12 protein-coding genes are annotated in these 12,225 nt (G+C 71.0%); 5 read left to right on the top strand and 7 right to left on the bottom strand.

The window, feature by feature from the left end; genetic code table 11:
• Positions 1 to 122 precede the first annotated feature (122 nt).
• Positions 123 to 1,115 (bottom strand): polysaccharide deacetylase family protein, encoded by a 993-nt coding sequence (locus ABZ371_RS20375; protein WP_358681483.1) that lies wholly within the window; start codon positions 1,113 to 1,115, stop codon positions 123 to 125.
• Positions 1,116 to 1,213: 98 nt separating this feature from the next.
• Positions 1,214 to 2,230, bottom strand: coding sequence for a glycoside hydrolase family 11 protein (locus ABZ371_RS20370; RefSeq protein WP_358681481.1), 1,017 nt, complete (start codon positions 2,228 to 2,230; stop codon positions 1,214 to 1,216).
• Between the two features lie 656 nt (positions 2,231 to 2,886).
• Here ABZ371_RS20370 and ABZ371_RS20365 point away from each other — a divergent pair.
• From ABZ371_RS20365 to ABZ371_RS20355, 3 genes are all read left to right on the top strand, one after another.
• On the top strand, positions 2,887 to 3,204 hold the full coding sequence (locus ABZ371_RS20365) for a hypothetical protein (RefSeq protein ID WP_358681478.1): 318 nt from the start codon (positions 2,887 to 2,889) through the stop codon (positions 3,202 to 3,204).
• Positions 3,205 to 3,236: 32 nt separating this feature from the next.
• Positions 3,237 to 3,515, top strand: a complete 279-nt coding sequence (locus tag ABZ371_RS20360; RefSeq protein WP_358681476.1) for a hypothetical protein — start codon at positions 3,237 to 3,239, stop codon at positions 3,513 to 3,515.
• A gap of 110 nt (positions 3,516 to 3,625) precedes the next feature.
• The gene (locus tag ABZ371_RS20355) at positions 3,626 to 4,159 is read left to right on the top strand and encodes a hypothetical protein (protein WP_358681473.1); all 534 of its coding nucleotides are present in this window, start codon (positions 3,626 to 3,628) and stop codon (positions 4,157 to 4,159) included.
• A gap of 191 nt (positions 4,160 to 4,350) precedes the next feature.
• On the opposite strand, the gene ABZ371_RS20350 is transcribed toward ABZ371_RS20355, so the two are convergent.
• From ABZ371_RS20350 to ABZ371_RS20330, 5 genes are all read right to left on the bottom strand, one after another.
• Entirely contained in the window at positions 4,351 to 5,544 is a 1,194-nt protein-coding gene (locus ABZ371_RS20350) for a hypothetical protein (RefSeq protein ID WP_358681471.1), read from the bottom strand.
• On the bottom strand, positions 5,532 to 6,815 hold the full coding sequence (locus ABZ371_RS20345; protein WP_358681468.1) for an ATP-grasp domain-containing protein: 1,284 nt from the start codon (positions 6,813 to 6,815) through the stop codon (positions 5,532 to 5,534). Before ABZ371_RS20345 ends, ABZ371_RS20350 begins: the two co-directional genes overlap by 13 nt.
• Before the next feature lie 57 nt (positions 6,816 to 6,872).
• Entirely contained in the window at positions 6,873 to 7,547 is a 675-nt protein-coding gene (locus ABZ371_RS20340) for an iron-containing redox enzyme family protein (protein ID WP_358681465.1), read from the bottom strand.
• Positions 7,548 to 7,873: 326 nt separating this feature from the next.
• Positions 7,874 to 8,764, bottom strand: a complete 891-nt coding sequence (locus tag ABZ371_RS20335) for an EamA family transporter (RefSeq protein ID WP_358681462.1) — start codon at positions 8,762 to 8,764, stop codon at positions 7,874 to 7,876.
• A 308-nt stretch (positions 8,765 to 9,072) separates the two neighbouring features.
• Positions 9,073 to 10,566: a PLP-dependent aminotransferase family protein gene (locus tag ABZ371_RS20330; protein WP_358681459.1), complete on the bottom strand. Its 1,494-nt coding sequence runs from the start codon at positions 10,564 to 10,566 to the stop codon at positions 9,073 to 9,075.
• 531 nt (positions 10,567 to 11,097) lie between these two features.
• Between ABZ371_RS20330 and ABZ371_RS20325 the strand changes: the two genes are divergently transcribed.
• Positions 11,098 to 11,982, top strand: coding sequence for a HipA family kinase (locus ABZ371_RS20325; RefSeq protein ID WP_358681456.1), 885 nt, complete (start codon positions 11,098 to 11,100; stop codon positions 11,980 to 11,982).
• A partial coding sequence (locus ABZ371_RS20320; protein ID WP_358681453.1) for a DUF3037 domain-containing protein occupies positions 11,979 to 12,225 on the top strand: 247 nt, incomplete at its 3' end. The genes ABZ371_RS20325 and ABZ371_RS20320, both read left to right, overlap by 4 nt.

The raw sequence follows: 12,225 nt of genomic DNA, 5'->3' as shown, positions 1-12,225 counted from the left end.
GTGAGACGTCGGGTGTCATACGCGGCCGCCGCCCCGCGTGTTCAGATCGCCGGACACGGCATGCGCCCGCCCGCTGGCCCGGTACGGCCGGCGGGCGGGACGCCCCACATGGCGGGCGTGGGTCAGGAGGCGGAGCAGGAGACCGTGGGCCAGGTCCAGTTGCCGTTGGCCTGGAGGGTGACGCCGAAGGTGTTGCCGCTCCCGTTCGGTTTGGCCGTCATCACCTGTGAGTTGGGATAGGTGGCGGTGGTGTTCCAGGTGGAGAGGACCTTCTGGGGTACGGGGATGTTCATGGTCACGGTCCAGTTGCTGGAGCCGGACACGGTGACGTCGAGGTTGTAGCGGTCGCTCCACCTGTTGCCTGCGGACAGGGTGGCGGTGCAGCCACCGGTGCCTCCGCCACCTCCTCCGCCGCCGGTGCCGCCACCGTCGGGTGCCACGGCGCGGCCGGTCTGCGGTGAGATCATGCCGGCGCACAGACCCCGGGCTGCCAGACCCTGCGCGATGCGCGGGATCGCGGCGAGCGTGTTGGCCGGCCAGTCGTGCATGAGGATGACCTGCCCGTTGGTGAGACGGGCGTTGGCCTGCACGATGGCGTCGGTGCTCGCGTTGTTCCAGTCCTGCGAGTCGACGTCCCAGATGACCTGGGTGAGACCGTACTTGGCCTCGACCGCCTGCAGTGTCGCGTTGGTCTCGCCGTACGGAGGACGGAACAGCTTGGGCGTGCCGCCGCCGGCGTTCGCGATGGCCTGCTGCGTCCGCGCGATCTCCGAATCCATCTGCGCCTGGCTCTGCTGGGTCAGGTGCGGGTGGGTGTAGCTGTGGTTGCCGACCCACATGCCCGCGTCGACCTGAGCGCGTACCAGGGACGGGTTCGAGGCGGCGTACTGGCCCTGGTTGAACATCGTCGCCCGCAGCCCGTTCTGCTTGAGCGCGTTGAGCAGGGCCTGGGTGTTCCCCGAGGGGCCGTCGTCGAAGGTGAGCCCGACGTACCCGTTGCAGGCGGCGGCCTCGGCGGGGGTGTCGTTCACCGCCACGGTACCGGCGAGCGCCAGTGCGGCGGCAGCCAGTCCGGTGAGCAGGGGGCGTATCGGCAGATGTGGCTTGGTTCGCATGCGGGTGGGTCCTCCTCGTACGGGGGGATCGGGAGGGGCTCGGTGGGGGGCGGTGGCTGTGGGCGGCCGCCCCACGGTGCGTGCGTCGCGCGCACGGGTCAGGAGGCGGAGCAGGAGACCGTGGGCCAGGTCCAGGTGCCGTTGGTCTGGAGGGTGACGCCGAAGGTGTTGCCGCTGCCGTTGGGTTTGGCGGTCATCACCTGTGAGCTGGGATAGGTGGCGGTGGTGTTCCAGGTGGAGAGGACCTTCTCGGGCGAGGGGACGTTCATGGTCACGGTCCAGTTGCTGGAGCCGGACACGGTGACGTCGAGGTTGTAGCGGTCGCTCCACTTCTCGCCTGCGGACAGGGTGGCGGTGCAGCCACCGGTGCCTCCTCCTCCGCCACCGCCGCCGCCGGAGGAACTGCCCAGTGTGATGTTCGAGTTGCCGCTGCTCTGGTAGCCCTCGGTGGCCATGATCATGTAGTTGAACGTGCCCAGGTTCATCCCGTGCCGGGCCCACGCGTCGAAGTGGTTGCCGGTGGTGATGGTGCCGCCGGTCCTCCTCGACTGCCGGACGCTCCAGAACTGCTTGAACGTCTTGGTGCCTTCGATGGAGGGGGCGTTGGTGCGGGTCGTCTCGTAGATGTCGTACGTGCCGCCGTCGCTGCTGACGGTGCCCTTGAAGGTGCCCGTGGGGCGGTAGGTGCCCCAGTTGTCGACGATGTAGTACTCCACGAGCGGGTTCGTCGACCAGCCGTAGAGCGTCAGGTACGCGTTGCCCGACGGGTTGAACGTGCCGGAGTACGTCACGCTCCTCCGTCCGCCGGTGCTCCAGCCCTTGCCGGCGACGAAGTTCCCGGTGTTGCTCCACGAGGTGCCGTAGGTGCCACCGGAGCCCAGGTTCATCGAGACCGTGCCGGGGCTGTCGGTCCAGAAGGAGTAGTAGTAGCCGTTGTCGGTGCCGGTCCGATTGGAGCTGACGACCGTGTCGGCGCTCGCGGCGCCGGGCAGGGCGATCATCGCCACGGCGGCCATCGCCATCGCGAAGGCGCCGCGGACCAGCAGCCGGACACGGCCGGCCGGTCCGAAGCGGCCGCGTGGGCGGCTCACCGGACGTGCGGGTGCTTCCTTCATGGGTGTGCTTCCTCCTCTTCCTCGTGGGCCGGTGCGACCGGGCGGCGTCACGCGGCCTGGTGAGGCTTCTTCCGAAGGGACTGGGGCGGCGCCGTGCGCCGGTGTGCGCACCTGGCCCTGCCCGCCGTTCACCGTGTGCCCGGCGAACATCGGGAGTGCCGGGTCATGGTGGGCCCGGATCGACGGTGGCTGATGTCCGTCGACGGCGAACAGTGTTGAACCGGCCCCCTTGGCTGTCAATAGTTTCGGCAGTAGTTACGAAAGAGTCGACGGAGCGGCGCTTCCGGGTGCACTCTGTATCGGCTGGTCAGTCCCATCCAGTGCCTGGGATCGGCGCAGTTCCGCATCGGGGTGGCGTGACGGGTGATGCAGTCACGAGAGGGGAGTTCCGAAAGTTTCGAAGAGGGTCGGGGTGATATTTCGACGTGGGCGGGCGCCGGTGGCCATCGGTGGCGAAACGCGAGATGGTCCTGCCGGCGTGACGAAGGGGGCGTCACCGTGCGCCGGGCCGGGCCGGGCCGGGCCGTGTCGTCGAGGCCGCGCGGCTTTCACTGCCCGCTGCTATCCGCCGCCCGCCGCCCGCCGCCCGCCGCGCGACCGCGGCTCCAGCTCCGTGCCCCCTCGACGGGGGAGCGGCCTTCCCTCATCATGCTGTCATGTCCACCACATGGCGAACGGGTCTCGCTCTCGTCCTGACCGCTGCCTCCACCGTGATCGCCACGGGGGCCTCGCAGGCCGAACCGACCGTGCCCGACCACGCGGTCATCGTCTGCGACAGCGCGAGCTTCTACGCGAACTACGACAGCTCCTCGGGCCCGGCCGGATTCAAACGGACGCTCGCCCGCGGCGACAAGGTCGGGCACACCCGCGGCGCCCACCCCGTCTACAACGGATGGGCGGCCACCTTCGACTTCGGCCCGAACGACTGGGGCTTCGTCAGGCAGGAATGCCTCGGCGGCTACGGATCCTGGTGAGCCGCACCCGACCACGACGGAACGGACGGAACATGAGGACGAGCAAGCTCGCGGCGCTGACTCTGGCCACCGCCGCACTCCTGGTCACGGCGGGCCCCGCGGGCGCGGCCGACGGCACGGTGGGACAGCGCGAGACCGTCTGCGCCCAGGACCTCGCCGTACGGGTCACCGCGCCCCACGGGGCGTGGATGGGCACCCTGTACCGCGGACAGACCTTCCTCGTCGAAAAGGGAGGCGGGGACTGGGTCTACGGCTTCGCCTACGGAGACATCAACCGCAGGGGGTGGGTGCAGAACGGCTGGTTCTGCTGAAGTCCGCCGCGGCCCCGTGCCGAGGTACTGGTGAGGTGCGCCGAAGACGCCGCCCGGTCCGTGCGCCGGCCCTACCGGCCTTGCACGCCGGCACGTACCCGGATGCCCCGATGCGGTCGCCGCGGCACCGCTTCCGGGTGACGCTGACCTGGTGGGTGCGCCTCGTTCCCCTCCCGCGCCGTGAGGTGCGTGACGACGGCGCCAGGACGAAGGGTCGGCAGGACATGGTGGACGTGCCTCGTGCAACACGGCAGGAGACCGGGGGAGTCCGGGACGACGGCCGGGCGGGCGGACCGATCAGGTACTTCGGCGTGCCGCTGATCCTCAGCGGCGTGCTGAGTGTCCTTCAGGGCGTCGCCGGTATCGCCGAGGACCGCCTGTACGGCGTGCCCCGGCACTACGAATACCGGTTCGACCTCACCAGCTGGGGCTGGATCCATCTCGTGGTGGGCGTCGCGCTGGTGATCGCGGGCGTCGGAGTGCTACGCGCCGTGAGCCGTGGCCGTGCTGCGGGGATGACGATCGCCGCGATCAGCCTGGTGACCCAGTTCATGTTCATCCCGTACTACCCGCTGTGGTCGATCCCTGTGATGACGCTCGACCTGATCATCCTGTGGGGACTGGCACGCATGGCCGTCGCCTGATCGGCACGGAGGCGTCCTGACGTCCCGCGGGTACGGATCCGGCCGGGCGGGGACCGGTACCGTGCGCCGCCGCGCGACGGCCCGCCGGACCACCACCGGCCGGACTCCCGGGACGGCCGCCGCTGCCGCGGCTGTCCCAGGGCCCGTGCGCCGGGCCGGCCGTGGGGCGGGAGCCCCACACGGTGGCACCGCTACACCGAGAACTCGCAGCGGTACGCGTCGACCGCACGGCCGATGGCCTCCTCGACCTCCTGCGGGGACGAGGCGCGGAACCGGAAGCGGCCCAGGATGTGCTCGTAGCCGCCGTCGCCGGAGAACACGTGCCCCGGCTCCGGGAGGTCCTCCGCGTACAGGTGGGGGATCTCCCCGAGGAGGGAGGGGCGGGACAACAGGGTGGATCCGACCGGCTCGGGCAGCATGAGGAAGCCCGCGTACTCGCGCTCCGCGCCCCCGTCCGCCGCCGGAGGAACCGCGGGCGGCTCCCCGAGAGCGATCCGGAACCAGTCCGCGAACAGGTCCACACCGTAGACGTCCCGGACGACGAACGGGATCTCGCCGCCGCCCACCCGGGCACCGACCTCCAGGAACACCAGGCCGTCTCGGTGCTCGATGACCTCGAGGTGGTACGGGCCGTCGCTCAGGCCGAGGGCGTCGAGGCAGCGGGCCGCGAAGCGGGAGACCGCCGCGGCCTCGGGGCCGCCCTGCACGGCCGAGCCCAGCCAGCGCCCCTGGGAGAATCCGTGGCAGGTGTCCAGGTAGCGGGAGCTCAGTGCGAAGACGTCCTCGCCCCGGTAGCGGAGCCCGTCCACGTGCCAGATCGGCCCTTCGACGAACTCCTCCGCCTCGTAGTCGGAGAGGTCCTGGCCGGCCAGGACGCGCCGGGGGTCCTCGCCCTCCGCGATGATGAAGCAGCCGACGGAAGCCGCGCCGCCCCTCGGCTTGGCGACCACGGGACCGGGGTACTCGGCCGCGAACGCGACGACGTCCTCCGGGGAGCGGACCGCGCGGAACCGGGGGACGCGCAGTCCCTCCGCGGACAGTGCCGCCTTCATCCGCACCTTGTCGCGGAACAGTGACGTGGCCTCGGTGTCAGGGCCCGGCACCCCGAGCTTCTCCCGGACGAGGGCGGCTGTCAGCAGGTCGAACTCGGAGGGTGCCAGCACCGCCTGGAGTGCGCCCGCCGCGACGTGGCAGCGGCTCGCGGCCGCCACCACGGAATCGGCGTCGCGGACGTCCTCGACGACCTCCACATGGCCGGTCCCCGGCGGGATCATCGGGACGTGGTCGGCGATCGTGACGTAGCTGACCTGGTGGCGGGTGTGGTCCAGGTACCGGCCGTAGTCGGCGAAGTCGTCGCTGTAGCGGTTGATGATCAGGATATGCATGCGACGGCGCTCCCCACGGACTGCGCGACATGTGCGTCCACCCGGGCCAGCGCGGCGTCCAGCGCCGGCCGGTCGTCCGCGACGAGGACGGCGTGGCCGAAACGGTCGCGGAAGTCGGTGGTGGGCTGCAGGGGCGCGCCCGCCCCGAGACTGACCGAGACGTTGCTGCACCCGGCCACCGCGGCCACGCGCTGCATGAGCTGCTCCGGATCGCGCAGGACGGCCGGGGCGGGGACGGTGAAGAAGCGCACACCGGCCGACCGAGGTCGCAGGACCGGATCCGGTGGGGTCACGGGGAGCCCGGCCAGGGCCTCGATCATCGCTCGCGGCAGGTCGAATCCGTACGCGGCCGACACCAGCTCCTGGATGCGGTCGCCCCCCAGACGCGCGGCCACCTCGATCACGACCGGGCCGGTCGGCGTCAGCCGCGCCTCGAGGTGGAAGGCCCCCACGCGCATGCCGAGGGCCTCGACCGCGGCCCGGGTGACGCGCTCCACGTCGGCCCGCACCCCCGGTTCCAGTCCGGCGTCCACGACATGGCCGATCTCCACGAAGTGCGGTTCGGGGCCGAGCTGTTTCTCGGTCACCGCCACGATCCGGACGGTGCCGTCCGCGACGTACCCTTCGACGCTCACCTCGGGGCCCGTCACATAGGCCTCGACGAGCAGCAGGTTGCCGAGACTGAGGCCCATGTCGTCGATGGGGTCGCGCCGGGACAGCTCCACCTGGCTGCGGAGTTCTCCCAGCCCCTCGACCCGGCGGACCCGCAGGCTTCCGCAGCCGTTGACGGGCTTCACGACCGCGGGGAAGCCCACTCGGCGGGCCACGTGCTGGAGGGCCTTGTCATCGGCCCGGTCCGCGGCCAGCGAGACGCCGTGCGCCACGCGGACACCGCCGACCGACAGGGCCTGTTTCATCTTGCGTTTGTCACGGAGGAGCTCGGCCGAGCGGGGGCTGATCCCCGGCAGGCCGAGGCGTTCCGCCACCGCGGAGGCGACGGGCACGGCGTACTCGAACGCCGGTATCACCGCGGCGATCTCGGTCCGCCGGGCCAGGGCGGCGGCCGCGTCGGCCACCGCCCCGGCTGACCGCGTGTCCACCCGGAGGTGGGCCGCCTTCCCCGCGGCGACGGCGTCACGTGCCGCGGAAGGCAGCTCGTGGGCGGCCCGGCGGTCGACCACATGGACGCGGAAGCCGAGCCCGAGCGCTGCCGGGATGAGGTCGATGCCGGATGACTCCGGTTCGATTATCAGGACGGTCGCATCGGGCACTACGAATCCTTACGGTCGGAGGGCTTCACGCGGATGTGCGGGCTGGCGCGGGCGGATTCAGGCCTTGTTGCTCACGGTCGTCTCGTAGAGCTCGGTGAAGTAGAGCGCTATCAGGTCGGTGAAGTTGACCAGGTGCCGCTCCGCGTCCTCGAGGGAGCCCCAGCCCTTGATGGCGCGGTCCACCGTGGACCACATCAGCTCGTCGTGGTCGTGGGACTCGTCGTAGTCGATGTGGGCCTGCGAGCCCTTGACCTTCTCCAGGCCGTACACCTCGGCCGCGTGCTTGGTGATGGCGGGGTTGTAGCGGTCGGAGTACCACTCGACGAACCAGTTCCAGACGGTGGTCGGGAGCGGGCCCTCCTGGTTGATGGAGAAGTACATGTACCCGATCAGGTACTCGGTCGAGGGCAGCGGACGCGTCGCGTCCACGTCCTCCTTGGTGAGGCCGAACTCCTTGAGGTCCCTGAGGAACATGCCCTCGTGGTTGTTCTCCTCGGAGAGGTACCTGGCGAGGGTCGCGGCCAGACGGTGGTCCTTGTACCCCACCTTGTAGAGGCCGTAGGCGTCCACCTCGTTGTTGAGGCGGATGCGCAGCACGGTCTCGACCAGGTGGCGACGGTAGTAGTCCGGGTCGCTCCACTCGGCGGTGTGGAATTCCCGGGCCTTCGGGACCTTCTCGAACATCCGCTCCATTCCTTCGGCGGCCAGCTTCTCGAGGCGCTCGCGTGACATGTGAATCCCTTCCATTGCACGGTGTGCGGGTTCTTTTGTGCTCCCCGGTGCATCGCGGTACGGCGATGCGGCCGAGGTCCACCACCTCGCGAACTGATCAGACCCTCGAGACGAACGCCGTGCACCTGTTCGTCGACTCGCGACGGAGGGAATGAGCGGAGGCGGTTGTCATGCAGGGGACCGGCTCATCGGCAGCCAGGAACCCCGGATATCAAAGGGGCGTGCAGCAGTCCCGGCGCGCATCGGAACGAGTGCGCCGAGAAAGGGAATGGTCGAATAGGAATGGACAACAGGATGAACGGGTGCGGACCTTCCGCATCCGACGGTTATCGGCGGGCTGCTTCGACGCCCGCCGAGGCGTCGAGCGGCTCGGGCGTGGCATCCGGCCGTCTGCCGCGCTGTACGGCCCCGATGCTCGCCAGAACCACGCACACGAGGCCGAAACACTGCAGCAGGGTCATCGACTGGCTGAGGAGCACCAGGCCGACGACGGCCGCGATGCCCGGCTCGAAACTCATCAGGGTGCCCATGGCGGCAGTGGTCAGTCTGCGCAGGGCGACCATTTCCAGGACGTACGGCAGGACCGGCAACAGCAGTGCGGCCGCCGCGGATCCCACCACCACCGTGGTGCTGAAGTGGCCCACCGCCTGGGGGAGCCCGAACGGTGCCGCGCACAGTGCGGCGACCGTCAGGGACAGGGCGAGCCCGTCGACGCCCGCGAACCGGTCGCCGACCTTCTGGGTGAAGACGACGTAGCCGCCGAGACACGCCCCGGACAGCGCGCCGAACAGCAGGCCGACCAGATCCGCGGAGCCCTCCCAGGGGCGGGCCAGCGCCAGTACGCCGACGGCGGCGAGGGTCGGCCAGAGCAGGTCGAGCCGCCGGCCGCGCAATCCGAAGATCGCCACGCCGAGAGGCCCGAGGAACTCCAGGGCACTCGCGACGCCCAGCGGAATCCGCTCCACGGCGAGGAAGTAGAAGATGGTCATCGCCGCACTCATGGCACCGAGCGTGGCGGCGACGCGCAGATCCCCGGGCCCGCGCCCGCGCAGCCGGGGGCGGGCCCAGAGCAGCAGGAAGACGGCGGCCCAGGCGAGACGCGTGAAGGCGGTCCCCATCGGGCCGATCTCGTCGAACATCCAAGTCGAGACCGCAGCGCCGGACTGGACACTGATCATCGCGATCACGACCAGGCCGGCTGGACCGTAGGACCTCATGGAGACTGACTTGGCTGACACTGACGCCCTCTGAATCGGTTTCGCTTAGGCGGACGAAATGGATGATCCTACGGAGCAGGAATCAGCAGTACATCGAATCAGTGACGGAAAAGAAATAGCGTCTCCCCTCCTCCCCCCTGCGGCGGTAATGCGTCTGAGGGGTGGTAGTCCGGTCCCAGCCATTCAAGGGAATGCACCACGCCTCGATGTGCACTCAAGCATTGGCCAGTCCGAGTGTCAATCAAGTATTGTCAAATCCGGCCACTTATGGCTGGAGAACGGCGATTCCAGGTCGCACAACGACGACTTCACGCCACGAATGACCCCGCCGGCGCGGCCCCCGCACCCGCGCCCGCCCGCACCAGACGGGCCGCGGCCGCGAGACGGACCGCCGCCTCGCCCGCCAGTGGGTCGCCCACCGTGAACGGCAGGCGCACGAAGCCCTCGAAGGCCCCGTCCACACCGAAGCGCGGCCCGGACGGCACCCGCACCCCGAGGCGCTCACCCACCTCGGCGAGGTGCGACCCGGAGAGTCCGCCCGCGCGCGCCCACAGCGTCAGGCCGCCACCGGGCACCTCGAACTCCCAGTCGGGCAGCTCCCGGCGTACCGCTGCGACGAGGGTGTCGCGGTTGTCCCTGGCGCGTGTCCTGCAGACCTCCACGCCCTTCTCCCAACCACCCGTACGCAAGAGCCAGTTGACCGCGAGCTGCTCCAGCACGGGGGTGCCCAGGTCGGCATAGGCGCGCGCCGCGACCAGGCTGCGGATCACGTCGGGCGCGGCGCGTACCCAACCGATGCGCATACCGGCCCAGAACGCCTTGCTCGCCGAGCCGACGGTGATGACGGTGGAGCCCGCCGGGTCGTACGAACACACCGGACGCGGCATCTCGAGGCCCGGTTCCAGCCACAGTTCGGACATCGACTCGTCGGCGATGAGCACGGTGCCCGCCGAGCGCGCGGCGTCCACGAGGCCGCGCCGCTGGTCGTCGCCTGGCAGGGCGCCGGTCGGGTTGTGGAAGTCCGCGACGACGTAGGCGAGGCGGGGCGCCGACTCCCGCAGGACCTGGCGCCAGCGGTCCATGTCCCAGCCCGTCAGCCCCTCGGCCATCGCGACGGGAACCAGCCGGGCGCCCGTCTCGCGCATGAGCTGGAGGATGTTGGCGTACGACGGCGACTCGACGGCGATGCGCTCGACGCGGCCGGCGAAGAGCTGGCAGATCGCGTCGATCGCCCCCATGGCGCCTGTGGTGACCATGATCTGCTCGGGCAGGGTCGGGGTGCCGCGCTCGGTGTAGCGGTCGGCGAGCATCTGCCGCAGCACGGGCAGTCCGGCCGGGTAGTCGCCGTGTGTCTGCGCGTACGGCGGGAGTTCACCGAGTGCGCCCTGCATGGAGCGGGTGAGCCAGGGCTCGGGCGCGGGCAGCGCCGCGCACCCGAGATCGATCATGAAACCGAGCGCCTCGGGCGGCAGCGGCTCCAGTCCGCGCGCGGGCAGCGGATTGCCCGCGGGCACGGTGATCCAACTCCCCGCGCCCCTGCGGGACTCCAGGAAGCCGTCGCCGCGCAGCGCCTCGTAGGCGGCGGCGACGGTGGTGCGGCTGACGTTCAGCGCCTGGGCCAGCTCGCGCTCGGCGGGCAGCCGTGCCGCCACCGGTAAGCGGCCCTCCAGCACCAGGAGCCGGACGCCGTCGGCCAGCGCGCGGTAGGCGGGCGGGCGGCGGGCGCCGGCGGGCCGGTCCCGCAGGGAGGCGATCAGCCGCGCGAGTTGCGTGGAGCCGACCACAGAAGTCCACTGCGTCATACCAACCAGTGCACCTTTCCCCGATCGGCCATGGTCGACCTTATCTTCCGGGCCACAGGGTGTCATGGGGCAGGCCACCCTGTGGCCGAAGCCGGGATGTGCGGATGCCACCGCGCGGGCAGGCCGGACGGGCGGACCGCTACCGGTGTGAGGTCCGCCCACGACAGGAGGAGGCGGTACCGGGCCCTCGCGGGCCGTGCGGACACGGCGGCCCCCGTGGCCGGGTGTTCGACGGCACGGCCGGAGAGCCGGCCGAACCGCAGGGAGGGCCGGGCGCCCCCCGGCGGGCCGAGGGCAAGGTGTGCGGAGCGGCCGGCGGGCACGGGCGGCCGGCCCGGGTTGCGGGACCCCCTGATCCGGCGCCCCCTTCGCCCACCGGCCGTGGGCTTCGGGCATCCCGGCATCCCTCCCGAGCGCTCACCCGGCCGGGGCATCCACCTTCCGCGGCCGTCCCGGCCCGGCCGGGCCCTGCTCCGCGGCCTCGGCCCCGCCCGTGGATCTCCAGGGAGCGGCGCCGTATAGCCTGAGGAAATGCTGACAGAAGTCACCGCGACCCGTTATGTAACGCCCCTGCGTGAAGGCGGTTCGCTCCCCGGGATCGTCGAGGCGGACGACCTCGGCACGTACGTCATGAAGTTCACCGGAGCGGGCCAGGGGCGCAAGACGCTGGTCGCGGAGGTCGTCTGCGGCGAGCTCGGCAGGAGGCTCGGACTGCGGGTGCCCGAGCTGGTGACCATCCAGCTCGACCCGGTGATCGGGCTCGCGGAGCCGGATCAGGAGGTGCAGGAGCTCCTCAAGGCCAGCGGTGGCCTCAACCTCGGGATGGACTACCTGCCCGGCTCTCTCGGGTTCGACCCGCTCGCCTACCAGGTGGACCCGGTGGAGGCCGGGCGGGTCGTGTGGTTCGACGCGCTGATCAACAACGTCGACCGGTCCTGGCGCAACCCCAACATGCTCGTGTGGCACGGCGACCTCTGGCTCATCGACCACGGGGCGACCATGATCTGGCACCACAACTGGCCCGGCGCCCAGGCCTCGGCCGCCAAGCCGTACAACGCCTCCGACCACGTGCTGGCCCCCTTCGCGCCGGACATCGAGGCCGCGGCCGCGGAGCTGGCCCCGCTCGTCACCGAGGACCTGCTCACCGAGGTGACGGCCGCCGTGCCGGACGAGTGGCTGGCCGGGGAGCCCGGCTTCGACAGCACGGACCTCCTGCGACGCGCCTACGTGGAACCGCTGCTGGCCCGCGCCGCGACGATCCACCGCCGGATCTCGCTCGGGGAGCCGACGAAGCCGGCCCCCTCGCGGGCGCCGGGCTGGCTCACCGACCACGTCGCCCCGTGGCCCCACCCCACCAAGAAGGACCGCGACGCCCGGGCGGGCGCCGGACGCGACCGCGAGGACGAGGGCCGATGAGTCAGCGAGACGTCTTCGAGTACGCGGTGGTGCGCGTGGTGCCACGCGTCGAGCGCGGTGAGTGCTTCAACGCGGGTGTCCTGGTGTACTGCCGGGCCCGGTCCTTCGTCGCCGCGCGGACGCACCTGGACGAACGCAAGCTCAGGGCGCTGGACCCGGACGCCGACGTGGCCGGGGTCCAGGCCGCGCTGCGTGCCGTCGAGGGGGTCTGCCGCGGCGGCGAGGCGGCGGGCCAGGCCGCCG

The sequence above is a fragment of the Streptomyces sp. NPDC005899 genome (assembly GCF_040629645.1).
Taxonomy (GTDB): domain Bacteria; phylum Actinomycetota; class Actinomycetes; order Streptomycetales; family Streptomycetaceae; genus Streptomyces.
Note: the sequence above shows the minus strand (reverse complement) of the source record. Positions and strands in the feature narration are given on the sequence as shown.